Genomic DNA, 23491 nt, shown 5'->3' on the forward strand with positions numbered 1-23491 from the left:
GTGGCGACACTGTCGATTTTGCAGGTCGCAGATGAAGACGCTGTGAGGGGAATCATGTGCCAACGTGCTGTCTGTCCGTCGTGCGGAAAGCTGACCTATGAGGGCTGCGGGAAACATGTAGAGCAAGTGCTCGCTGGCGTGCCAACGCCTCAGCGGTGCATGTGCGAGTCGGAGGAGCGCAGCCGTGCACGCGCAGCGGAAGAGATGACTCGATCGGGGACGGTGCCGGTCAGACCGGGTGAGCCGGCGCGACGCACGCGTATTCCTCGGCGCCCAGACAGTTCACCGGGCCGATCGCGGGATGGCTGGTGGGCCCGGCTCCTCACTTGGGCGAAAACGCCGGCATGAACCGGAACCATCCATGCAGATCCCAACGAGCGGGAACTCCTGGTAGATCTGACCGCCCCTTGGCTGGCCTGAGTGCCCTGCCGCGACCACATGTGAAGTAGGCGATCCCGGTTCAGAGGTGATCTTGTAAAGGTGCGCCGCCACCCGTGACGCGCAGGACCTGGAGTGCGCTGAACAGAGTGACCCCTGGTGGATCACGCCGCTTGCAGTCCAAGGGAGTTACGCGGGTAGCGCCAAGTCAGGGGCGGGGCCCGTTTACGCCCCCCGCGGTGGGGCCCGCCCCCTGTTCACCTCGCAGCGTTTCGAACGGAGTTCACGTGCACTGTTATGCCGTGCCCATGGTTTGGGTGACTGTGACGTTCTCCTCGGCGTGAGCAGCGGCCCACGTCCCAGCCGTCCGTCCATGCCCGCCCAGTGAAGGCCCCCCACGTCGTGACCGTCTCCTTGCACGAGGTCCAACCAGCCGGCCGGCACGCTGCCATGCCCACAGGCAGCCTGTTCCGGCAGATCTACGCACCACGCGTCTGCGATGCCCTCGCCTACTCCATGTCGACCTATGCCATGCCGCTCGTCGTACTGGCCACCACCGGTTCCGCGTCCCTGACCGGCCTGGCCTTCGCGCTGGAGTGGATACCTCGGGTGGCCGCCTTCGGCTTCGCCGGCGCCCTGGTGGACCGCAGCGGCGCGGCGATCGTGTCCTTCCTCGCCTCGCTCGCCCGCGCCCTGCTGGTGGCGGGCGCCGCTGCCGCGCTGATCGCACTGTCGCCGGGTACGGTCGAGACCGTCACCGTCATGGCACTGGCCGCCGTGACCGGGGCGCTGACACAGTTCAGCTTCATCGCCAACGAGGCGGTCGGCGCCATCGTCAGCCGCCGCACCGACAGGCAGGCCCACAAGGTGCAGTCGGTGCTGATCGGCATCGACCAGACGGCCACCGTCATCGGCCCGGCTCTGGGCGGTGTTCTGCTGCTCACCGGCCCGGCCCTCATGCTGGCGTGCCTGAGCGTGCTGTCTTTCTTGTCCGCCGCACTCGCCCTGCAGACCCCGCCCACCCCTCTGCGTGCCGCACGCCATGGTGGACCGGCGCCGGGCGGCGGCCTGCGGGAAGGATGGCAGACGTTGCGCTTGCTGCCGTCCCTGCGACGGCTGGTGGCCGGACTGGCCTGCTCCAACCTCATGCTCGGACTGCTGCAATCGGCCAGCCCCATCTTGGTGGAGGACCGCTTCGGCCAGTCCCCGGCCGCCGCCGGCGCGCTTTGGTCCATCGCCGCTGCCCTCACCTTGGCCGCGGTCGCCTGCTGCCGGGCGGGCCTCGACCGGCTCGGCCTGTGGGGGGTCGGGGTCATCAGCGCAACCGTCGCGGCTGCCGCCTGCCTCGCCGTGCCCCAGGCCCCTTCCTACATCGGCTACGTGACCCTCGTGGCCCTCTTCATGGCCGCTGACGGAGGACTTACCGTCGTCCTGCGCACCCTCCGCTCGCAGGTCATCCCACCCGCGGCCTTCGGCACGACCCTTTCCCTGACCATTCTGCTCCTGCTGCTGCCCTTCCCCGTCGCGGGTGTGCTGCTCGCCCTCACCCCGCCGCCGTACCTGGACGGCCTCATCGGGGCGTGCGCCGTGGTGCAGGCGCTCGCTCTACTCGTCACCTTCCTACGCCTGCGAAACGACCCGATCCTCCGAGCCAGGACATCGTCAGCCCGCCACGAGGCCTGACCCGGCCATCAGCAGTCCCAGTACTTATGGCAGCCGGTCCAGGATCCCGGCAAAACAGCCGACTGAAGCCACCCCCAGCTACAGATGCCACGTATAGCTGCTGCTCACTGCCCTTCGCGCAGTGGCCACGCACCGCCCGACCATGGCCCCGAGGACACACTGCGAGGGGTGCATCTCGGCACCGGCGTTGGTCAGGCCGCCCTCGTCGACCAGCCGCTTCAGCGTGACGGGGGAGAAGACGAGGTGGTGCGGGTGCATCTCGATGGCGACGCGGACGTCGTTCTCGCAGGCGAGGGCGTCGATCTCCTTCCAGAACGCGACGGCCACGCCCCACTGGTAGTCCAGCACATCCATGTAGACGCCGTCCCAGCGGTTGACGACCCAGGAGGGGTACTTGGCGTCGGGGTCGGAGCCCGGCGTGCCGGACATGGTGACGACGTGCTTCACCCCGAGCAGGCCGGCGAGGCGGATGGTGCGGCGCAGGTCGTCGGCGTATGAACAGACACCAGTTCCCGGAGCGGACTTCGGCCTGACCGTGAACGCCGTCCACCTCGCCGCCGGCGGACTGGTCGACGTCGTCGTCGGCTCCGCCACCAGCGACGCGCAGAACTGCCTCTGAGCCCACGCGTGCGTGGGGGTGGTGCCCAGCAGCGGAACGCCGGGCACCACCCCCACGTCGAACCGACAACACCACGTGGTCCGGCACCCCATGTGAGGCCGGACGAGAGGAACCGATGCCTGCCCGCCGCCAACTTCAGCCCACGGCCGTTACGTTCGCTGCCGCCGCCGCACTTCTGCTCGTCGGCTGCTCCTCTGGCGGCGGCAATTCTGCGGGGCCGACCCCTTCCCGTACGACTATGACCCCCACGCAGTCGGCAACAGAAGCGGAGCCGTCGGCAACGCATACGACGCCTCTGGACACAGCGACACCGGGCACGGCTGGACCGTCGCGGACCACGACAACCCCTGAACTCAGCATCACCACACTGCACGCCGGAGCGACGATCAGCCTGCCTGCCACGATCGGCTACAACATCACCGGCGCGCACTTCACCGCCTCAGCCGGATACCGGCTGCGCCTGACACTCGGCGGCTCGGGCTCGTACAGCCTGGATCTCCCGATCAAGGGACCCACCGGCACGGTGACCATTCCGCTCGACAAGATGCTGCCGGGCAAGCGTGACCTCACCTTCACCGTCGTCCGTGCGGGTGGGGCGTCGGCCTGGTCGACTCAGCACGGGACCGAGGTTGCTCACGTCACCATCTACGGCCCCAAATAGCTGCGGTCAGGGGGAATTTCGGGGCCATGTGAGTCAGAAGGTAAACACCGCGCCATTTTTTCCTGTGGGTCCTTTCTGTGACTGTTGTGGTCACGCCAAGATCCGTCCTGCGCCGGGCACCCCCATACGCCCGTCGCAGGGAGGAGCGGGCATGTTGCCCCCGAAGCACCAGCGACGGTTCATAACCTGCACCGTCGTAGCGGCCGCGTTCGGACTGGTAAGCACCCAGTCGTTCGCGGCGCCGAACAACACCAGACCGCGGCCCTGGCAGGCGCGCCACCAGGTCGCCATCGGCCGCGAGCACATGAAGGCGGTGCACGCGGGCCACGGCATGTCCGCGTTCGCCGCGGAGGGCGGCGATGACGACGGCGCCGACGAGGCGGAGAACTCCGCCGAAGCGACAGCCCAGTTCACCGAGGCCCGCACCGCGCCCGGCGTGGTCGCGCCTGGCGCCTACGGGGCGGCCTGGCAGCAGCTGCAGTCGATGAAGCACTCGAGCGGCAGTTGGGACCACGTCACCAAGAGGGCGTACAACTCCGACGACCCCCGCTACCGCGATGTGAACTCCAACTCGAGCGGCGGCGCGGGCTATGTGACCGGCCGGATCACCGGCATCGCCGCCGATGACCAGGGCTATGTGTACGCGGGCGGCGCCAACGGCGGTGTCTTCCGCTCGACGACCGGCGGCGGACACTGGAAGCCCATCGCCGACAAGCTGCCGTCCCTGTCGACCGGCACCCTCAACCTCGACGGCCAGAACCGGCTCTGGTACGCGACCGGTGAGTCCAACACCGGGGCGACGTCCTTCGTGGGCACGGGCGTGTACGTCCTGAAGGACCCGCGCCACGGGAAGTTCCAGCCCGGCGATCGCGTGGGCGGTGCCGAACTGGAGTCCACCGTCATCCACGCGCTGCGCTTCGCCGGTACCAAGGTGTGGGCGGCCACCAGCACCGGCGTCTGGTCGCACTCCAGGACCACCCTGTCCGGCCCCTGGAAGCACGAGTTCGCCCCCAACCCGGACTATCTGCCGGGGGGTTCGAAGGCGGACGACCCGAGCGCGCCGTACAAGAACATCGCCAACGACATCGCCGTCGACCCCAAGGACCCGGACAAGGTCCTGCTCGCGGTGGGCTGGCGCGGCGGTGACACCTACAACGGGCTGTACGCCAGGCAGGACGACGGCAGCTGGAAGCCGGTCAGCGGGCTCGGTGACCTGCCGACCAGCAGTGCCGACGTCGGCAACATGACGTTCGCCGCGGCGGCCGACGGCTCGCGTCTGTACGCCATCGACCAGTCGCCGGCGCAGATGGCGGCCAATCCGGACAGCGGGCTGAAGGGCGTGTATGTGTCGAAGAACGGCTCGCCGTTCGGGTCATGGACGCAGATCGCGGACTACACCAAGTTGAAGGCGTCCGGCTCCGCTCTGCAGAGCGCTGGCTACATGCCCGGCATCCAGTCCTGGTACAACCAGTTCCTCCAGGTCGACCCGGTCAACGCCGACCACGTCTACCTCGGTCTGGAAGAGGTCTTCGAGACCAAGAACGGCGGCCAGAGCTGGACCGTGCCGGGCCCCTACTGGAACTTCCCGTTCCCCTGCTGGAGCATTGACCCGGACAAGCAGACCGGTGACTGCTCGCCCACGACCCACTCCGACCAGCACGCGGTCGCGATCGGCAACTACAAGGGCAAGACGTGGGCGTACGTCGGCAACGACGGCGGCATCTACCGCCGTCCGCTGAACGGCGCCGTCGACTCCGGCGGCCACGCCAAGGACTGGCAGTCTCTGAGCGACGGCACTCTCGATACCCTCCAGTACTACTCCGTGGGGGTCGGCAAGGACCTCGACCGGGGTGGCGTCTCCGTCACCGGCGGTCTGCAGGACAACGGCCAGTCGATCCTGCGCGGCCACGACAAGGTCATGGGCTCCAATTTCGGCGGCGACGGCGGTGACACCATCGCCGACCCCGCCAACGGCTGCAACATCGCCGCCGAGTACGTCTACCTCGACATGTGGGTCACCCAGAACTGTGGCGTGAACGACGGTTCCTGGTCGACGGACCCGACCAAGGCCACCGAGTACGAGGTCGCCCCGCCGGACAAGGACCTGGGCGGTGCGGGCGCCCGCTTCATCGCGCCGATCACCGCCGACGGCAAGGACACCAACACCTGGATCGCGGGTGGCCGGCACGTGTGGGTGAACACCAAGGGCTTCGCGATCCGCTCCGGCAAGGAGTGGACGAACGCCTACGACCTCGGCGAGGGCCACGTGGCCACTGCCGTCGCGTCTTCGGGTGGCACCGTGTACGTCGGCTGGTGCGGCCCCTGCAACAACCAGGGCTTCACCCGGGGTATCGCGGTCGGCGACGCCGACGGCACCGGCTGGCACCAGCTCAACCTCCCGGTCGACGGCACCATCCCCAACCGGTACGTTTCCGGCTTCGAGATCGACCCGGCCAACGCCCAGCACGTGTACGTGGCGATCAACGGCTTCTCCCGTCGCTTCACCGAGGGCCCGGGCGCGGGCGTGGGCCACGTCTTCGAGTCCAAGGACGGCGGCGCGAGCTGGACGGACATCTCCGCCAACCTGCCCGACGTCCCCGCCGACACGGTCAAGCTCCTGCCGAACGGCGGCCTCGCCCTCGGCACCGACCTGGCCACCTTCTACCGCCCCGCCGGCGCCACCAAGTGGCTGGTCCTGGGGCACAACCTGCCCACCACGGCCGTGGTGCAGCTGCGCCTCGGCCCTGACGGCAAGCTGTACGCCGCCACCCACGGACGCGGCATCTGGTCCTTCGACGTACGGCGCCTCAAGGGCCGTAGGGACTGATCCGACCGGTACGGCCCGCCGTACGGACGGCCGGTGCGAACCCCAGTCCCGGGGGCTCACCGGCCGTCTGGCGTTCGGGTTCACTGCACCGGATACGCCGCCACACTCAGCCGCAGCGTGAAGAGCGGCGCGCTCTCGGGCCCCCAGGTCACGGTCACCGCCCCGATGCGCGCGGCACGCACCGTGACCCGGGTGACGCCCCTGCTTTCGGTGGCGGACGAGGTCACCAGCGCCAGCATCGGGTTGCTGCTACGCGGCCGCGGCCAGGGGCCCTGGGCACGTGGTTTCAGAACGACGGTCACCGTCGCGTCGGACCGCACACACAGGGCATGGACGGAGGTGTCGCCGGGGCCGTGGGCGACAGTGGCGGATCCCGCGACGCACCCTGGTGACGCGGAGGCCGTCCCATGAGCAGACGGGGCTCGTGTCGACGGCGACGACGGTGGTGTCGCCGACCTTGTTACGGACGGCGGGCTGGGGGATCCAGGCGCGCTGGGGTCGCCCTCCGAGGGAGTAGCGGCGGGTGGACTCGCGGAAGGGCGCGGCGGTGCCGAGCCGGCCTCCGAGTCGCCGCCGCTGCCTCCGCAGGCGGTCAGCAGACAGGACAGCGCAACCACGGCGGCCGCGAGCGAGGGCCAGGATCCTCGACCGCGTCTACAGTCCTCCATCATCATGACCACTCCTTCGCACCACCGGATGTCACTGCGACGTCCTCGTCCGCCGTCCGGTTCCCGCAGCACCCGACGAGCAGCGGAGGGCTTCAGCGGATGCCCGAGTCGAAGGGGATGACGATCGTGGTGAACCGCCCGCTCGTGACGGTGACGGACACCGGTTGGGCGATCGGGGCGACGGCCCCGGTGAGGTTGGCGGGGCGGACGGTGTAGGTGCCTGGCGGCAGCGCGACACGGAAATGGCCGTCGGTGTCGCTGGTGGTCTCGGCGACCGTCCGTTCTGGGTCGCCGCTGGTGATGGTCAGCCGGGCGCTCAGAGGCCGGTCTGGACAGGGGCTCTCCTCGCGGACCACCGGGCAGCCGCCGTCGACCATGGTGCGGCCCTTGATCCCGGAGTGGGACGCGCCTGGCGAACCGGCACCGTGAGAGATCCTGCACCCGGCGGCCAAGACCGCGGCGGCGAGCGTCAGGGCGGCGAGCGCGGTCCGAAGGTGGCTCTTCATAAGGGTTGGACTGCCCACGGTGCTGGTCGGTTCCTCTGCGGGTAGGCCCGGAAGGCCGGGCGGAGACGGTTCTTCGTCCGGCCCCCGGATCGCTTGCTGCGGGTGATGCTAGGAGAACAGAACGTTGTGCGGCTCTGGGTAGGCCCCGGTGGCGCCGCAGTTTCCGCCCTTCATCGCATAGCCGGCGGCGACCCAGCGGGTCGGGTCGGCCTGGTAGGTGCGGACGGTGAGGTAGTCGCCCCAGCGGGGCAGGCCCGCGTAGGTGCAGGTATTGCCGGCACCCCACAGGTAGTAGTTCGGGCTGGTGTCGATGGCGTTGGCGGGCTGGGAGTTGATGCCGCTGCCGGGGTAGTAGTGGGCGCCGGCGGAGCCGCCGCCCCAGGCGAATTCCAGGCCCACCCGGCCGAGCGAGTTGGGTGCGAGCGAGGCGAACTGGATTGCGCCCCAGCTGCCCCACAGGTCACCGGAGCCGTTGAGGTTCTTGTCGGACTCGTTGAACCAGACGAACCGGGTGTAGGGGAACGGGTGGCTGCCGTCCTGCTTGGAGTTGAAGGAGAAGCCGATGAGTCCGGCGGTCCGGTAGGCGCCGAGGACGCGGGAGTCGGCGTACTGACACCAGTTGGTCACCACGCCGTCGGTGCTGGCGCAGTTCTGTCCGCTGTTGCGGGTGTAGAAGCCGTACGACGGGACGGTGCGGTCCCACCAGGAGTAGTTCCCGGAGTTCTCCGGCCACGCGAACACGCGGAAGGAGCTGCCGTTGGTCTGGCCCCAGTTGCTGCCCCAGTAGAGGGTGTCGGTGGAGCCGGGCACCAGCTTGAAGGTGAGGTTGTCCGTGCGGGTCAGGTAGCTGTAGCTGAACCCGCTGCAGGTGCTCATCGGACTCTTCGGTAGTCGTAGCAGCCCGGCACCGCTTCCTCCGCCGCTCGGGAAGAAGTTGGTGGAGATGTTGACGTTGCTGTTGCTGATGGACATGTCGTTGAAGTCCAGCGCCGTGGTGTTCGCCAGACCCATCCAGCTGGGGGTGATGTTCCAGTAGCACCAGCCGGTGTACGCGCCCGAGCCGGAGGCCGAGGCGTTGGCGATCACGAGGTGGTCGCTGAACTGCAGCAGCCAGAACTGCCGGCCGGTCGCCGGATCGTACTGGGTGACCTGGTCGCAGCAGAACCCTGACCCGAACAGCGAGTACGGGTCGAGGTAGGACCAGGTCGCCCCGTTGTCGGTGGAGCGGGTGGCGTACCAGTTGCCGGTCTGGAAGATGTTCGAGCCGTTGGCGTCGGTGCTCGGTTCTTGCGTCGACGACAGGTACGAGGCGCCGCCCGATATCCCGGACGTCGGGATGGCGCTGTCACGGACTGTGGTGGCGAAGGACCGTACCGAGGACGGCTTGGCGAGTGCGGCACCGAGCGGGGCGTGCCGGGGCTTGGGCCCCGCCTTGCCCTTGCTCATGGTGTCCTCGTCATACAGCCGGGCGTTGAGCTGGGCGAGCTCCTCGGCCGTGTACTGACGCGGCTTGTCGGAGACGGCAGCCGTCACCCGAGCACCGCTGCTGGTCGCCGCCTGGGCGGCGTTGCCCTGACCGTGCGGGGCGGCGGACGCCGGCGTGGACGCGATGCCCGCCAGTCCGAACGACAGGATCAGGAGCACGACCGCCCAGAAGGACAGTCTTCGCCGTCTGGCCCCGGCCAGGGGTATGCGAATGGAACCGGACATGCGGAATCTCCCCTTGATGGTGGACGAATCGGACGCACGACGGCATCGATCGCCACTCCCCCCACACGTGCTGGGCAGAGCACTGCCGTCGCACGCCAGCGAACCTAGCGACCCGTGACGGGCCCACCAAGAGCCATGGGAAAAGAACCGAAATAGGTCCGAATTCCCTTCCCTTGAAAGGAAACTGGAGCATCACCAGGCCCGCACGACGGCGGTAGTCACGGTGCCTGTGGGGTGGCAACAGCGCATCACAGCCAAGTTCTCACCCCAGCACGTGGCCGAGGTGCGCTCCGGCGGACACCGGAACGCACCTCGGAGCGGACAGGGGAGAGATCAGCGCCGGACGGGCAACGGCACCGACCCAGCGGACCGATGCGGTGCGGCTACGGTCGCCGCGCCGTGGGTGGTGGAGCGTGCGCTGCCGCCGGTGACGGTGAGCGGGCCGGCGGTGTAGAGGGCCTCGTCGAAGGCTTGCCCGTTGGACGGGGGCTTGCCGACGGCGAAGGTGGAGACCGCCTTGCCGCTGATGACGGAGGTGGAGATGTAGTCGCCGACCATTCTGCCCTGCGTGGAGTCGGCGATCTGGGACAGGGACATGGGGCCGGCGACCGTGGTCGGGCTGCTCCAGGTGCTGCCGCCGTTGGCGGAGGAGATGTAGCCGACCTCCAACTGACATGTGGGCGCAGTGCAGTTGGCGTTGGGGTAGAAGTAGTAGTAGAGGCCGATCTTCGCCGTCGCACCGGAGGTGGCTGGGTCGATGCCGATGCCGGGTATGAAGTGGTCGACGCCGCTGGTGGTTGTGTCGATCGGGACGCGGGTCACGGCGGACCAGCTGGTGCCGTTGGTGGAGGTGGCGTAGACGATGTCGTTGGCCGGGCAGCCGGAGCGGAAGCGGCAGTCCTGCCAGGCGACGTAGATCTTGCCGGAGCCGTCGATCTCGGCGGACGGCAGGCCCTCACCGTCGCGCAGGTTGCCGGCCACGCCGTGGCTGGAGACGTTGGCGATCAGCGTGCTGGAGGACCAGCTGGAGCCGCCGTTGGTGGAGTTGAATGCCCGGACGGAGCTGCCGTTGGCGGAGTAGGGGACCACGACAGTGCCGTTGGGCTGGACGAGAGGCTGGCCGCCCAGGCCGCTCGGGCCTCCGGACGGTGCCACCGGCGTCGACCAGGCGGCACCGCCGTCGGTGGAGCGGCTCATCACTACCGCGTTGCCGGACGAGGTGACGTCGACCTCGACGTAGCAGGTGCCGTAGTAGGGGCTGGTGGCGGAGTTGTCGCAGACGATCCATTCCTTGTCGTAGCCCTGGCTGTCGTTGCCGACCGCCATGACGGGGTTCTGCCAGCTGGTGCCGTTCGTGGAGCGGCTGACGGTGACGCCGGCGCCGTTGACGTTGGAGTCGATGACCAGTCCGGCGACCATCCAGGTGCCGTGCTTGGCGTCGTAGGCGACGGCCGGGTCGGAGACGCGGGCCCAGGTGCCGCCCTGGTAGGAGGTGATGCCGGGGAGCATGCCGTGCTGCCAGGTGGTGCCGCCGTCGGTGGAGGTGTTCCAGCCGATGTCGGAGGAGCCGCCGTCGGTGAACCGGCCGACCTGGGAGGAGGCGACGATCGTGTTGCCGTATGCGAAGGTGTCGGGTTCCAGTTCGGTGGCGTGCTGGCTGGAGGTGTTGGTGAACGGGTCGGTGCTGACCTGGGTCAGGCCCGGCGGCGGGGCGGCGGTGGTGAAGGCCACGTCGTCGTAGAGCGTGTAGGTTGCGTCGCCGGTGTAGTCGTCGTCGTGGCTGACGAGTTTGAGCGTGTAGTTGTGCCCGGCGGTCACAGAGGACGTGACCTGCTTCCAGCCCCGGCCGTTGGTGCAGGTCTTGGCCAGTGCGGTCGTCGTGGTGCCGGTCGTGGTGTCGGTCAGGGTGGCCGTGGCCCAGTCGTAGGTGAGCGTGTCGGGACAGGTCACGCTGTACCAGAACGAAAGCTGGGTGGCGCCGGTGGGCGCCGCGAAGGTCTGGGCGATCGAGGAGTCGCCGTTAGTGGGTGAGGTGCCGCCGACCCGGGCGGCGTACGCACCCGTGTGGGCACCGGAGCCGACCACGGAGGTGGTTCCGGTGGAGGTCCAGCCGGTCAGACTGCCGGATTCGAGGCCGCCGTTGGAGACATCGGCCAGTGCCGGGTGAGACGCGAGAAGGAGACCGCCTAACGACAGCAGGGCGGTGGTGGCGGTCGCCACGGATCTACGGACAGCAGTGCGCGACATGAGGAGACCCCTTGTCGTCGATGGGGGGTGTATGCCCTCAGACGAGGACGTTCGAGGTGGGGCGGACCACCGGCGCAGGTCCGCTGGTCCGCCCCGGGCACGACGCTTCAGAAACCGAATCTCTGGCCCGACGCCGGTCAGGACAGGGTCACGTCGTCGTAGCGGGTGTACGTGGCGTCACCCGTGTAGTTGTCGTCATGGCTGATGAGCGTGAGCGTGTAGCTGTGCCCGGCCGTGACCGAGGCGGTCTTCTGGATCCAGCCGGAGGATGACACGCAGGTCTTGGCCAGCACGGTGGTCGTGGTGCCGGTGGTGTTGTCCTTGAGCGTGGCGGTGGCCCAGTCGTAGGTGAGCGTGTCCGGGCAGGTCACGTTGTAGTAGAAGCCGAGCGTGCTGGTCCCGGACGGGGCCGTGAACGTCTGGGAGATCGAGGAGTTACCGTTGGTCGGCGACGTGCTGCCGGCCCGGGCGGCATAGGTGCCGCTGTGCGCGCCGGAGCTGACCACCGAGGTGGTCCCGGTCGAGGTCCAGCCGGACAGGCTGCCTGTCTCGAAGCCGCCGTTGGTGATCCCGCCGCCGCTGCCGGAGGTCACGGTGAGCGTGTAGGTCGCGGTGTGGGTGGCGGAAGCGCCCGTTCCGGTGACGGTGATGTTGTACGTCCCCGCCGGGGTCGACGAGGAGGTGGCCACCGTCAGCGTGGACGAGGCGCCCGCGGTCACCGAGGCCGGGTTGAAGCTCGCGCTCGCCCCGCTGGGCAGCCCGGACGCGGACAGGCTCACCGACTGTGCCGAGCCGGAGGTGACGGTGGTGGAGACCGTGGTGGTCGCCGACGAGCCTGCTGCGACAGTGGAAGCGGCCGGGCTGACGCCGATCGAGAAGTCGTTGCTCGCGGTGGAGCCGCAGTTGGGCAGGGTGAACGAGGCCAGCCTGGTGTGCCAGTTGAAGTTGCCGTTGGCCGGGATGTACTCGTTCGTGTACCAGAATGTGCAGTCGTCCGTCGGGTCCACGGACATCGAGGTGTAGTCGCCCCAGCGGCTGTAGCTGGTCTGCGAGCCGCCGCCGGTGATCGCGGTGACCTCGCCCTGCGTCATCGTGCCGAGCGTGTCCCCGGCCAGGCGTCCGGTGTAGCGGATCGACGGATGCACCGAGGAGGAGGACTGCGAGTAGCCGAGGGCGATGTTGCCGACCTTGTCCTCGGTGATGGAGCCCATCCACCGGTAGGTGGAGTCGGGTGCGTAGGTCCCCTGCTGGTACACGGTCGGGTTGCCGCCGGACATGCGCAGCTCGTACCACCGCACGCCCACCGAACTGCCCGCTGTGACCGCGTGGTTGACGACCACGGACTCGTGGTCGCCGAAGTTGCGGTAGGCCAGGCGGAACATCAACCGGTCGGACAGCGAGTCGAGCTGCTGACTGGTCCCGCTCTGCGGGACGCAGGTGCCGGAGCTGCCGCAGGCGGTGGTGTACGACGCGACGGTCAGCGTGGACGGGCCGGAGAACGTCGAGTTGGACGTCGTCGCCCAGTCCACGTGGAACTTCCAGTACGCCAGCGTCGTACTCGTGGTACCCAGGCCCACCATCAGCTCCGGCTCCCCGGACGGCGGCGCGGTCGAGCCGTCCAGGTCGGCGCCGAGAAGGCCGCCGTAGGAGGACGAGGTGGTGAAGCACTGCTGGGTGGCACTCGCGCCGGTGAGCATGGCCGACCGGTTCAGCGCGCACGCCTCGGCGTTCAGGAAGCTGCCGGAGGCGGTGAACATGTTGTACGTGACGTAGTACGCGTCCGGCCACACCGAAAGCTTCGGGTAGTCCGGGAAGTTCGAGTACTGGAACGAGTAGCGGTAGTAGCTGCCCGTCGCGTCCGCGCTGGTGGACACGGCCACGCACTCGTAGTACGGGCCGGAGGCCGAGGACACGTTGGCGAACTGCGTCACCACCCAGCGGCCGGCCAGGGTGTCCCAGCGGACCACCGCGTCACCGTCGTTGGTGGACTGGCAGGAGCCGCCGAAACCGGACCAGAGGGTGCTGGTGTCGGTCGGCGCCAGGACCGTTGTCCCGGACTTGGAGTACACCGCGTAGGCGGTGTTCACGGTCTCGACGATCTGGCTGGAGCCGACGGCGGCGTTCGGGTCCGGCGGGACACCGGTGATCGAGTAGTTGCCGGCACCGATGCCCTCGAAGTTCGTACCCGTCGAGGGTGCGGAGGGTCCACCGGGGCTGGACTGGACGACCGGGTCGGGGATGGGGGAGGCGGGCGGGTGGGGCAGCCGTTCCTCGCCGGGATCGTCGTCCTGCTCCTTCTTGCCGTGGTGGCCGTGGTGGGCGTGTGCGGCCATGGAGCGCAGGGTGGGGGAGGTGTCGTGGCGGACGGCGGGGCCGGTGTCGGCCGAGTGGTGGGCCGCCGCGGTGTGGGGTGTGGGGTCGGCCTGGGCCGCGGGAGCGGCGAGCCAGAGGGCGGGAACTGCGGTCAGGATCGCGGTGAGGGCGGCTATGCGGCCGCGCATGCGTCTGGATCGGGGCACGGAACATCCTTTCGGCCAGCCGGAGATCGCCCGGCATGTGGGGAGAAGAAGGACGTTCACGCCGATGGAGCGCGTGTTCGCAATCCGGGATGGTTGCACCGGACATGTCATGCAACAAGAGAGATGCAGCCGGTGTGGCGCGAAGCAACCGAGAATTTACGCGGGGCAGTCAACTCACAGTAAAAACACAGGGTTTCCTCTGTATCGGCGCAAGGGATTTCCCTGTATCGCCCGTAACCGGAGAGCGAGAGCCACCGGACCACGGAACGGATCGAGCGACAGCCGCGTCCCACCTTCGGACTGTCTCGACTCCACCTGGGGGCATCGTGAGGCACCGCCGCACTGGCGCCCGTTCACTCGTGGTGCTCGCCCTCATCGTTTCAGCCGCCGCCTGCACATCGGGCACCGGGGTCACCGCGCCCGCCAAGAAGAGCCCCTCGGCCCCCGCCTCGACCCGGACGTTCCTCGGGAGCCCGACCCCCGCCGGGTCGCCCGCCTCCAGTTCCGCCCGACCGTGCCTCAGCGGTACCGTCACAGTGCTCTACCCGCCAGCCGACGACCCCCTGCGCACCGCCTGCCTCCACGTCGGCACAACGATCCGAATGACCCTCAAGTCGTCGGCCGACTACAACTGGGCGACGGTCCGGAGCTCGAACCCGAACACCGTCACGGTGCTCGACGACCACACCATGCCTGGCGGCACCTGCTCCGCCACTGCGCGCGCCGCCTGCGCGGGAAGCGCCACACTCAACTCGGCCGACACCTACACTCCCGACCGACACGGCCCACCCTCGCGGGACTGGCGACTGACTCTCACCGTTGTCCCGCAACGGTCGTTCGCCTACGACGGCTCGACGTCCACCAGCAGCCGCCAAAGCCGCGTCCGCGGCCCGAACGGATCCCCGCGGAACGACGACGTCGATCGCAGCTCCGCCTTACCAGCACCGGTCGCCCTGACTGTGGCCCGTACGGTGCCGTCGGTCACTTCCGACTCGATCACCGTCAAGGGACCCGTGACCACCTCGACCGGAGTCCAACCGTAGGCGGCGGTTCCGTGCAAGGTGATGGCGACCTCGTCACCCACCTGTACATGCAGCGGCGATGCTGGCGGATCCCCTGGACGGTGGACCACGTCCACCCGCCTTGCCTCCTCGTGTGCCACGTCCCAAAGCTAGCGGCGGAGCTCTGTCACCTGAACGCGAGGACCCGGAAGGCGTCACGGACTCAGCGGTGCTGCTGAGCCTGGAGACTTGCTGTGATAAGGGTTCCGTGAGGCTCGGCAGCGGAGCGCCGAAGTAGTCCCGGGCCTCGATCTTCGCCACCTACGATCGGAACCGGTCCAGGTCGGCCTCCGACTCCTCCACATCCGCGAAGACGGCCCGGCCGTGCCCCGACTCCATCTCCAGCTTGGCGAAGAACGACGGGAGCCTTTCCAATACCTTCACGAAGAAGGGCGAGCCCAAGCTGGTGCCGCTGTGCACCGACCAGCTCACCGGAGTCGGCTGCAGCCGCGTCTACACGGACCTCGCCGTCTTCGACCTCGGCCCCTTCGGAACCATGGTGCGGGAGACGTACGGCACGACCGTCGACGAGCTCCGCGGCAGACTCGATGTCCCCCCTCGTCGCGTGGTAGGCCGCGCCTCGGACGGGACTTCCCGGCGACGTCGCGAAACCATGATCCCGGGAGTTCCGGCCGGGGCGTCATGGCTGCCGAAGCCGTCCAGTCGGTGGACCGAACCTTGCCGGCTGTTCCTTGAGCCCCGCGAGGCGACCCGTGCTGGCGAGATCGGCAGCCCGTTCCGGTCGCAGATGACGTGGATTTTCGACCCGAGCTTCCCACGTCGGTCGGATTCGGTCGGTCAAGGGCCCCCTTTGACCGCCCGGACACTGACCGAGTCGATCGCACACCGTGACCAGTCCAGCTCGCCACTCGCGCCAAGACGGTCCAGCACCACGCGGTGCAGCTTGGCCCATACCCTGGCTGCCGACCAGTCGGTGAAGCGCCGAGGGGAGTCAGGCCTAACATCCGACAATCCGCACTCAGGGTGCACCCGAGACTTTTGGCACCCCACAGGCTGCTCGGCCGCGAGTGCGCTGCCGGAAATCACGTAGAGATCGTCGCGTTACGAGCCGCACTTAACGTCCCCTCATGGCGGATATATTCGACGCATACGCGTTGGCCGACGCGTGGGATGAGATGTTTGTGCGGCCGGGTGAGGTCAGGACCGCCTATGAGCCGGTACTGGCCGCGCTGCAGCCGATCGCACCGAGTGAACTGCGTTTCAGAGCCGACCAGATGGCCCGGTCGTTCACCGACCGTGGTGTGACCTACGCCTTCGCGGGCGAGGAGCGGCCGTGGCCGCTGGACCTCGTGCCGCGCATCCTCGACGCCCTCGAATGGGATCTCATACAACGCGGCGTCGGCCAGAGAGTCAGGGCCCTGGAGGCCTATCTCGCCGATGCCTACGGTCCCTGCCGTGCCTTCGAGGACGGCGTCGTGCCCTGGCGGCTGCTCCTCAACTCCCCCCATTTCCACCGGGTCACGCACGGGATCGAGCCTCCCGGTGGTGTGCGCATCCACGTCGCCGGCATCGACCTCGTGCGTGACGAGGCCGGGGACTTCCGGGTGCTGGAGGACAACGTGCGAGTGCCCAGCGGGGTCTCGTACGTGATCGAGAACCGGCGCGCGATGACCCGCATCTTCCCCTCCCTCTTCGCCGAGCAGCACGTGCTGCCCGTCGACGGTTACGGACACCGCCTGCTGGCCGCCCTGCGCGCCGCCGCGCCCGACGGGACCGCCGACCCCCGGGTCGTCGTACTGACCCCCGGGCCCAACAACGCGGCCTACTTCGAACACGCCCTGCTCGCCCGGCTGATGGGTGTGCAGCTGGTGGAGGGGCACGACCTGCTGTGCCGGAACAACCGCGTGTGGATGCGGACCACGCGCGGCGAGGTGCCCGTCCACGTCGTGTACCGGCGTCTGGACGACGACTTCCTCGATCCGCTGCACTTCCGGCCCGACTCGGTGATCGGCTGCCCGGGGATCATGAGCGCGGCGATGGCGGGCAATGTCACGCTCGCGAACGCCGTCGGAAACGGGATCGCGGACGACAAGCTGCTCTACACCTACGTCCCGGATCTGATTCGGTACTACCTGTCCGAGGAACCGGTCCTGCCCAATGTGGAGTCCTACCGGCCCGACGAACCAGAGCAGTTGGAGGCAGTCCTCGACCTGATCGAGCAGCTCGTCGTCAAGCCGGTGGACGGAGCGGGCGGTCAGGGCATCGTCATCGGACCGAAGGCCGACCCCGACACCCTCGAACGCACCCGCAAAGCCGTCATCGCCAACCCGCGCGGCTTCATCGCGCAGCGGCCCGTCGCCCTCTCCACCTCCCCAACCCTCGCGGGCGAGCGCATGGCCCCGCGCCACATCGACCTGCGCCCGTTCGCCGTGCACGACGGCAACGATGTCTGGGTACTGCCCGGAGGCCTCACCCGCGTCGCCCTCCAGGAGGGCAACCTGATCGTCAACTCCAGCCAGGGCGGCGGCTCCAAGGACACCTGGGTACTCGCCGAGGGCCCCGCCGAGCGGCCGGCCCCTGCCGGCTCCGGCGATCTGCCCGACGTCGCTCCCCGCCAGCTGGGTCCCGACGGCACCACCACGGTCGTACAGGAAGGGGCGCAGCAGTGAACGACGTGATCCTCTCCCGGATAGCGGAGGCGCTGACCTGGACCGGGCGGTACGTCGAGCGGGCGGACGCTACCGGCCGGATACTCGACGCCTATCTGCACCGCATGCTGGAGGACCCCTGGCGCGACGAGGACGCGGCCTGCCGGTCGCTGTACGCGATCCTCGGCGTGGACGCGGGGGCGGAACCGGTGGACATGCAGCAGGTGCTGGACCAGCTCGCGTTCGACGCCCGCTCGACCGGTTCCATCGAGGGTGCGCTGGGCGCCGCCCGGCTCAATGCCCGCAGCGCCCGTGAGGCCATCTCCTCGGAGATGTGGGAGTGCCTCAACTCCACCTGGCACGCCCTCGCCGACCAGCGGCTCGCGGCCCGCCGTACGGGCCCGTACGCCTACCTGGAGCTTGTCCGGCGCCGCGCGGCCCTCTTCTTCGGGCTCGCCGACTCCACCATGAGCCGGGACGACAGCTGGCGGTTCGTCATCCTGGGCCGGAGTCTGGAGCGGGTCGACATGACCGTACGGCTGCTGAGCGTGCGCGTGCTGGACGCGGCGCACGCGCCGGATTGGCCGACGCTGCTGAGCGCGAGCGGCGCCGACGAGGCGTACGCACGCGTGTACGGCGGTTTCGGCGACACCCCGCGCGTGGCCGAATTCCTGCTTCTGGACCGGGACTTCCCGCGCTCGGCGCTGCATGCGCTGACGACGGCCGAGGAGTGCCTGACCGCGCTGGGCCGCCCCCGCCAGGACCCGGCACGCCGCCCGATCGGCCGCCTGCGTACCCGCCTGGAGTACCTGGACTCGCACGCTCTTGAGGAGCAACTACCGGTACTGCTGGGTGACTTGCAGCAGGCCTGCATGACGTCCGCCGACGCGGTGGCGGAGCAGTTCTTCCCGTACCAGGGGGCCGTCGAGTGGGCCCAGGAAGGAGCGTGATGGTGACCAGCAAGGGAATCCGCCGCCTCCGCATCCGGCACGAAACCCGCGTCTCCTACGCGCAGGCCGCCGTCTCCTCGCACAACGAGGTCCGCATGACCCCGCTGACGCTGCCCGGCCAGACCACCCTGGACGGCCGGGTGACCGTCGGCCCGGCGGCCGCGACCTGGTCGTACTGGGACTACTGGGGCACTCAGGTGACCGGCTTCGACCTGATGGACCCGCACTCCGACCTCACCATCACCGCCTCCAGCCTGGTAGAGACGGCCCCGCCCGGTCCGCTTCCCGGGCCGCCCGGCTGGGCGGAGGTGGCCGAACGCACCGCGCGCTCCCGCCTGCTGGAGTTCGCGATTCCGACGGTGCGTACGACGGTCCCGGCGGAGCTGATCGCCCACGCGCGGGAGGCCACGGCGGGCCTCGACCCGCACGAGACGGCCGTCGCCGTCTCCTCGCTGGTCGCCGACCGGGTGTCGTACCTGCCCGGCACCACCGGCGTCAACACCTCCGCCGCCGAGGCCTGGGAGCAGGGCACGGGCGTCTGCCAGGACATCGCCCACGTCACCATCGCCCTGCTGCGGGGCCTGGGGCTGCCGTCCCGCTACGTGTCCGGCTACCTGCACCCGGAGCAGGAGGCCGAGCTGCACCGCCCGGTCGCCGGGCAGAGCCACGCCTGGATCGAGTACTGGGCGGGCGACTGGTGCGGCTACGACCCGACCAACCGCACCCGCGCCGACGAGTCCCACGTGGTGGTCGGCCGCGGCCGCGACTACGACGACGTGCCCCCGCATAAGGGCGTGTACCGGGGGGTGGCGGGCGGGCCACCGGAGGTGACCGTGGAGTTCACGCGGGTCGCCTGAACGCGGCGGGGGCCGGGAGCCGCTCCCGGCCCCCCGGACGACCGGTCAGTGGTTGCAGCGAGGTCGCTCGGTGCATGGCGCGTGAGTCAGCTCTCCAGTGCGGCAGGCTCCTTGACGGCCACTCCGCTCCGCCCGTCGGCCATCAGCGCCTCCACCAGCCCGACGATCCGGCTCGCGGCCTCCCGCACCGGAATCCCCGCGCGGTGGATGTTGGAGAGGAGGTTGCGGTCCGCGTCGGTGTGCCCGGGACGCGGCCGGTACGCCAGGTACGCGGAAAGGCTTTCCGCCGTCGCCAGGCCCGGGCGTTCACCGATCAGCAGCACGACCACCGCCGGGTCCAGCAGCTCGCCGATCTCGTTGAGCACTCCGACCCGGCACTGCCGCACCACGATCGGACGGCCCACGGACCAGCCGCGCACCGCGCAGCCCTCGTGCACCAGTGGCAGCAGAGCCGGCACCTGGGCGTGTACGGCGGTGGAGGACAGCCCGTCGCCGATCACGAGCTGCACGTCCGGGCCCGGTCCGTGCTCGGCGCGGATCGTCTGCCGCGCTTGCGGGGTGAGGCGCCGGCCCAGGTCCGGGCGGCGCAGGTAGCGGTGCCGGGAGTCGGCCATGGTGGCCACCACTGTCCAGGGGAAGCGGTCGGCCAGCGCGGCCATCCCTGGGGCGTCGAGGTCCAGCGGCGTCGAGACCGCGTCCCGCGCGGCCGCGTGGTCGCCGCGCAGGGCCAGCAGGGTGGCGGTGCGGTAGGAACTGCCCGCCCGGCCCGTGAAGATACGAGCGGGGGTCGCCGCGCGCAGCCAGGCAGCGGTTCGCTCCGCGGGCGTCGGGTCGGCAAAAGGGGCGCAGAGCTCCATGTGCTCCGTCACGCCACACCTCCGGGGAGGAGTTCGCGCAGGGCTCCACTGCTCTCCAGCGCGGAGGCGAGCTCGGCCGGGCTGGTCGGCAGGGCGTGCGCTCCGCCGCCCGGGCGGCCGTCGGAGCGGATGCCCATCTCGGCCAGCCAGAACTCGAACTCCGGAGCGGTGCGCAGCCCCAGCGTCCGGCGGACACTCACCACGTCGTGGTAGCTGGTGGTCTGGTAGTTGAGCATCACGTCGTCCCCGGCCGGGATGGCCATCACGAAGGCGCACCCGGCGGAGGCGAGCAGCACCAGCAGGTTGTCGTTGGAGTTCTGGTCGGCATCCGCGTGGTTGGTGTAGCAGACGTCCACGCCGGTCGGCACACCCATCAGCTTGCCGACGAAATGGTCCTCCAGGCCCGCGCGGGTGATCTGCACCGAGTCGGCCAGGTACTCCGGCCCGATGAAGCCGACCACCGAGTTGACCAGGAACGGGTCGTAGAGCCGGGCCACTGCCTGCGCCCGCGCCTCCAGGGTGAGCTGGTCGACGCCGTGGTGGGCCTCGGCGGAGAGCGCACTGCCCTGGCCGGTCTCGAAGTACATCACCTGATCGCCGGCGAACTCGCCCGCCCGTTCGGCATGGTGGGCGAGCACAGCCTCCCGGCCGCGGGCGAGCAGGCCGAGGTCGATGCCGAAACTCGCGTTGGCCGCCTCCGTCCCGGCGACCGACTGGAAGAGCAGATCCACGGGTGCGCCCGCCTCCAGCGCGGCCAGCTGGGTGGTGACGTGCGCCAGCACGCAGGACTGGGTGGGTATGCCCAGCCGGGCGATCAGCTCGTGCACGCCGCGCAGCACCTCGCCGATCACCGGCACGGACTCGGTGGCCGGGTTGACGCCGATCATCGCGTCGCCACAGCCGAACGCCAGGCCGTCCAGCGCGGACAGCATGATGCCGCGCACGCTGTCGGTGGGGTGGTTGGGCTGGATGCGAGAGCCGAAGACGCCCGCACCGCCCATGGTGTTACGGCAGCGGGTGGTACGGCGCAGCGGGGCGGCCGCCACCACCAGGTCCAGATTGCTCATCAGCTTGGCGCAGGCGGCGGCGATCTCCGGGGTGATCGCCGCGTGCAGCCCGCCCGACCAGCGCTGCCGGAAGTCGGGCTCCAGGACCGACTCGCGCAGTTCACCCACGGTGAGCGAGGCGATCTCCGCGAAGCGCGCCGGGTCGGCCGGCACGGAGACCGCCTCCGTCACCGCGTCCTCCACGACGGCGGCCTCGGCGATCTCGGCCAGCCGCACGTCGGCCAGGGCGAGCTTGGCCGCGACTCGCTCCCGTTCGCTGCGTGCGGCGAGTCCGGCGAGCTGGTCACCCGACTTCACCTCGTTCGCCTTGGCCAGCAGCTCGGGCAGCGTGGCGAACGTGAACCGCTCGCCACGCAGAGTGCTGCGGTAGACCATACTGTCAACCTCTCCGAACTCTCTCTGCGGTACGCATGAGGGGCTTTCAGCGCTCGTGGGACTCGGCCAGAACCGTGCTGCCGATCTGCTCGTAGCGCGCCCGGTCAGTGGACCGGAGCACGAGCGCTGTCACCGCGCCCAGCACGCCCACACCGATCACCACGTAGGGGGTGAGGGTGTAGACGGGGCTGTTGGAGGCGGCGCCTGCCGCGAAGGAGAGGTTGCTGAACAGCAGGTAGACGACGTAGGCCATGCCCGCTGCGCCCACCGCCGGACAGAGCAGAGTCCGCCACCAGCTACGGGTCTCCGGATGGCGCTTGCCGCCGTGGAAGTACCAGATCACCGAGACGGAGCAGATCGCCTGGACGATGAGGATCCCCATCGTGCCCATGATGGCCAGCAGGCCGAACTCGTAGTAGTACGCCACGTCCGGCGCGGCTTTGCTGGGGGCCTGGAAAAGGAAGAAGTACAAGGTGATGAGCAGGGTGATCACGGACTGCACGATCGAGGCGACCCACGGGGACTTGTGCTTGTCGTGGGTGGCGCCGAGCGGGGTGACGGCCTTGTGCAGGCCCTCGCGGCCGATCGCGTAGAGGTAGCGGGAGGCCGAGTTGTGGAAGGCCAGCGCACAGGCGAAGGAGCCGGTGACGGTCAGGACCTGGTAGAGGTCCTTGGCCCAGACACCCACGAACTTCTGGGTGATGCCGAAGAAGAGGTCAAAGGGGTTGCCGGTACCGCCCTGGGCGATGGTGACGGCGTTGTGCGCGCCGTTGCCCGCGATGGTCATCCATGAGACGAAGGTGTACAGCGCGCCGAGCGCGATGACGACGAGCAGGGTGGCGCGCGGGATGATCCGGGTCGGGTTGCGGGACTCCTCACCGTAGACCGCCGTGGTCTCGAAGCCCACCCACGACCAGAAACCGAAGAACAGGCCGATCGCCACGCTGCCGCCGGCCACCGCGGTGAAACCGCCTGCCGGGTCGAGGGAGCCGGTCATCAGCCCGTCGGGGCCGCCGCCGTGGAAGAGCACCGAGCCGCCCATCAGCAGCAGGATCAGCACCTCGGCGACCAGGAAGACTCCCAGCACCTTCCCGGAGAGCTCGATGTCGAAGTAGCCGAGTACCGCGATGGCGAGGATGCCGACGAGCGCGTAGACGATCCAGCTCAGTTTCGGCCCGCCGAAGGTCTCCACGTCCGTCTTGAAGAAGGACGCGAAGATCCCGATCAGTGAACCCTCGAAGACCACGTAGGCAAAAGTCGCAATGAGGCCGCTCGCTAGCCCGGCGACCCGGCCCAGGCCACGGGTGATGAAACCGTAGAAGGCGCCGGTGGCGGTGATGTGCCGGGCCATCGCGGAGTAGCCGATGGTGAAGATCACCAGAACGGCTGTGCAGAAGATGAAGGTGGCCGGGGTCCCCGTGCCGGCTCCGGAGCCTATCGCGATGGGCACGTTGCCTGTCATGGCGGTGATGGGAGCGGCCGTGGCCAGCACGGTGAAGACGACGCCCCACATGCCCAGTGACCCGGTGCGCAGGCGCTTGGGCTCGGGGGTGGCGCCCGTGCCGGGACCGCCGAGGGGCGTGTGGGCGGATTCTGTAGCAGTCACGCGATCTGGCTCCGGATGTTGCGCTGGGCGGTGTAGGTGCCCGATCGTCGCGAACCCTCTTTACGGAATGCGGCGGCCGCCGTTTCACCTTCGTTAAGCAGGGCGAAAAGACTTATCTCACGCATTCGTGGCCGCGTAGGCCGTAATGAGGAAGTCCTGTGACACCTCTGCGAGCTGCAATCGCGTCGGGGGGGGTGGTTCACCGGGTTCCTCCGAGGATGCCCCGGCCTTCAGGCCGGGGAGGAATCGGACTCCTGCGGAGCAGGGCAGGGATAGCCGGATCGCCGTCAG

At 69.2% G+C, this 23491-nt stretch carries 19 protein-coding genes and 1 pseudogene; 7 read left to right on the top strand and 13 right to left on the bottom strand.

Translation table 11 applies throughout. The annotated features are described in order from the left end of the window. The first annotated feature begins 780 nt into the window (after positions 1 to 780). Positions 781 to 2061 carry an MFS transporter gene (locus ACIBJF_RS39155; protein ID WP_399181231.1) on the top strand — a complete coding sequence of 427 codons (1281 nt, stop codon included), beginning with the start codon at positions 781 to 783 and terminating at the stop codon, positions 2059 to 2061. Between the two features lie 78 nt (positions 2062 to 2139). Here the strand turns inward: ACIBJF_RS39155 and ACIBJF_RS39160 are convergent, their stop codons facing one another. After that, entirely contained in the window at positions 2140 to 2490 is a 351-nt protein-coding gene (locus tag ACIBJF_RS39160) for a hypothetical protein (protein WP_399181233.1), read from the bottom strand. Here ACIBJF_RS39160 and ACIBJF_RS39165 point away from each other — a divergent pair. From ACIBJF_RS39165 to ACIBJF_RS39175, 3 genes are all read left to right on the top strand, one after another. Continuing rightward, positions 2480 to 2680, top strand: a complete 201-nt coding sequence (locus tag ACIBJF_RS39165; RefSeq protein WP_399181235.1) for a hypothetical protein — start codon at positions 2480 to 2482, stop codon at positions 2678 to 2680. The two genes, ACIBJF_RS39160 and ACIBJF_RS39165, sit on opposite strands and share 11 nt — an antisense overlap. Before the next feature lie 238 nt (positions 2681 to 2918). Further along, positions 2919 to 3341 (top strand): hypothetical protein, encoded by a 423-nt coding sequence (locus ACIBJF_RS39170; protein WP_399181237.1) that lies wholly within the window; start codon positions 2919 to 2921, stop codon positions 3339 to 3341. 151 nt (positions 3342 to 3492) lie between these two features. After that, positions 3493 to 6168 carry a glycosyl hydrolase gene (locus tag ACIBJF_RS39175; RefSeq protein WP_399181239.1) on the top strand — a complete coding sequence of 892 codons (2676 nt, stop codon included), beginning with the start codon at positions 3493 to 3495 and terminating at the stop codon, positions 6166 to 6168. An 80-nt stretch (positions 6169 to 6248) separates the two neighbouring features. Here ACIBJF_RS39175 and ACIBJF_RS39180 read toward each other — a convergent pair whose 3' ends face one another. The 9 genes and pseudogenes from ACIBJF_RS39180 to ACIBJF_RS39220 all read right to left on the bottom strand — a co-directional run. Continuing rightward, positions 6249 to 6395, bottom strand: a complete 147-nt coding sequence (locus ACIBJF_RS39180; protein ID WP_399181241.1) for a hypothetical protein — start codon at positions 6393 to 6395, stop codon at positions 6249 to 6251. 533 nt (positions 6396 to 6928) lie between these two features. Further along, on the bottom strand, positions 6929 to 7342 hold the full coding sequence (locus tag ACIBJF_RS39185) for a hypothetical protein (protein WP_399181243.1): 414 nt from the start codon (positions 7340 to 7342) through the stop codon (positions 6929 to 6931). Positions 7343 to 7450: 108 nt separating this feature from the next. Continuing rightward, positions 7451 to 9052 carry a hypothetical protein gene (locus ACIBJF_RS39190; protein WP_399181245.1) on the bottom strand — a complete coding sequence of 534 codons (1602 nt, stop codon included), beginning with the start codon at positions 9050 to 9052 and terminating at the stop codon, positions 7451 to 7453. A 333-nt stretch (positions 9053 to 9385) separates the two neighbouring features. Next, positions 9386 to 11299, bottom strand: coding sequence for a sialidase family protein (locus tag ACIBJF_RS39195; protein ID WP_399181247.1), 1914 nt, complete (start codon positions 11297 to 11299; stop codon positions 9386 to 9388). 137 nt (positions 11300 to 11436) lie between these two features. Beyond that, positions 11437 to 13818: a hypothetical protein gene (locus tag ACIBJF_RS39200; RefSeq protein ID WP_399181248.1), complete on the bottom strand. Its 2382-nt coding sequence runs from the start codon at positions 13816 to 13818 to the stop codon at positions 11437 to 11439. A gap of 625 nt (positions 13819 to 14443) precedes the next feature. Continuing rightward, on the bottom strand, positions 14444 to 14581 hold the full coding sequence (locus ACIBJF_RS39205) for a hypothetical protein (protein WP_399181250.1): 138 nt from the start codon (positions 14579 to 14581) through the stop codon (positions 14444 to 14446). Positions 14582 to 14659: 78 nt separating this feature from the next. After that, positions 14660 to 14980, bottom strand: coding sequence for a hypothetical protein (locus ACIBJF_RS39210; protein WP_399181252.1), 321 nt, complete (start codon positions 14978 to 14980; stop codon positions 14660 to 14662). Positions 14981 to 15140: 160 nt separating this feature from the next. Further along, positions 15141 to 15263, bottom strand: a complete 123-nt coding sequence (locus tag ACIBJF_RS39215; protein ID WP_399181254.1) for a hypothetical protein — start codon at positions 15261 to 15263, stop codon at positions 15141 to 15143. Positions 15264 to 15530: 267 nt separating this feature from the next. Next, positions 15531 to 15887: pseudogene (locus tag ACIBJF_RS39220) on the bottom strand (IS5/IS1182 family transposase); the annotation flags it as partial. An 80-nt stretch (positions 15888 to 15967) separates the two neighbouring features. On the opposite strand from ACIBJF_RS39220, the gene ACIBJF_RS39225 reads away from it, so the two are divergent. Genes ACIBJF_RS39225 through ACIBJF_RS39235 form a run of 3 tightly spaced genes read left to right on the top strand, consistent with a single transcriptional unit; the run spans position 15968 to position 19295 of the window. Then, positions 15968 to 17509 carry a circularly permuted type 2 ATP-grasp protein gene (locus ACIBJF_RS39225; RefSeq protein WP_399181256.1) on the top strand — a complete coding sequence of 514 codons (1542 nt, stop codon included), beginning with the start codon at positions 15968 to 15970 and terminating at the stop codon, positions 17507 to 17509. Then, complete coding sequence (locus tag ACIBJF_RS39230; protein WP_399181257.1) at positions 17506 to 18438, top strand: alpha-E domain-containing protein; 933 nt, start codon at positions 17506 to 17508, stop codon at positions 18436 to 18438. The genes ACIBJF_RS39225 and ACIBJF_RS39230 overlap by 4 nt, the downstream gene beginning before the upstream one ends. Then, positions 18438 to 19295: a transglutaminase domain-containing protein gene (locus ACIBJF_RS39235; protein WP_399181259.1), complete on the top strand. Its 858-nt coding sequence runs from the start codon at positions 18438 to 18440 to the stop codon at positions 19293 to 19295. The genes ACIBJF_RS39230 and ACIBJF_RS39235 overlap by 1 nt, the downstream gene beginning before the upstream one ends. A gap of 86 nt (positions 19296 to 19381) precedes the next feature. Here the strand turns inward: ACIBJF_RS39235 and eutC are convergent, their stop codons facing one another. Genes eutC through ACIBJF_RS39250 form a run of 3 tightly spaced genes read right to left on the bottom strand, consistent with a single transcriptional unit; the run spans position 19382 to position 23200 of the window. Continuing rightward, positions 19382 to 20164 carry an ethanolamine ammonia-lyase subunit EutC gene (gene eutC, locus ACIBJF_RS39240; protein WP_399181261.1) on the bottom strand — a complete coding sequence of 261 codons (783 nt, stop codon included), beginning with the start codon at positions 20162 to 20164 and terminating at the stop codon, positions 19382 to 19384. After that, a complete protein-coding gene (eutB, locus tag ACIBJF_RS39245; protein ID WP_399181263.1) occupies positions 20161 to 21594 on the bottom strand; it encodes an ethanolamine ammonia-lyase subunit EutB in 1434 nt (477 codons plus the stop codon). The genes eutC and eutB overlap by 4 nt, the downstream gene beginning before the upstream one ends. Positions 21595 to 21640: 46 nt before the next feature. Continuing rightward, the gene (locus tag ACIBJF_RS39250; protein ID WP_399181265.1) at positions 21641 to 23200 is read right to left on the bottom strand and encodes an APC family permease; all 1560 of its coding nucleotides are present in this window, start codon (positions 23198 to 23200) and stop codon (positions 21641 to 21643) included. Between the last annotated feature and the right edge of the window lie 291 nt (positions 23201 to 23491).

This window comes from Streptomyces sp. NPDC050743 (assembly GCF_044456925.1).
In the GTDB taxonomy this organism is placed as follows: domain Bacteria; phylum Actinomycetota; class Actinomycetes; order Streptomycetales; family Streptomycetaceae; genus Streptomyces.

Bases quoted from the DNA above. Each gene is read 5' to 3' on its own strand.
- ACIBJF_RS39235 (WP_399181259.1), top strand. From the start codon at position 18,438: ATGGTGACCAGCAAGGGAATCCGCCGCCTCCGCATCCGGCACGAAACC.
- ACIBJF_RS39190 (WP_399181245.1), bottom strand. From the start codon at position 9,052: ATGTCCGGTTCCATTCGCATACCCCTGGCCGGGGCCAGACGGCGAAGA.
- ACIBJF_RS39225 (WP_399181256.1), top strand. From the start codon at position 15,968: ATGGCGGATATATTCGACGCATACGCGTTGGCCGACGCGTGGGATGAG.
- ACIBJF_RS39170 (WP_399181237.1), top strand. From the start codon at position 2,919: ATGACCCCCACGCAGTCGGCAACAGAAGCGGAGCCGTCGGCAACGCAT.
- ACIBJF_RS39185 (WP_399181243.1), bottom strand. From the start codon at position 7,342: ATGAAGAGCCACCTTCGGACCGCGCTCGCCGCCCTGACGCTCGCCGCC.
- ACIBJF_RS39195 (WP_399181247.1), bottom strand. From the start codon at position 11,299: ATGTCGCGCACTGCTGTCCGTAGATCCGTGGCGACCGCCACCACCGCC.
- ACIBJF_RS39175 (WP_399181239.1), top strand. From the start codon at position 3,493: ATGTTGCCCCCGAAGCACCAGCGACGGTTCATAACCTGCACCGTCGTA.
- ACIBJF_RS39160 (WP_399181233.1), bottom strand. From the start codon at position 2,490: ATGTCCGGCACGCCGGGCTCCGACCCCGACGCCAAGTACCCCTCCTGG.
- eutB (WP_399181263.1), bottom strand. From the start codon at position 21,594: ATGGTCTACCGCAGCACTCTGCGTGGCGAGCGGTTCACGTTCGCCACG.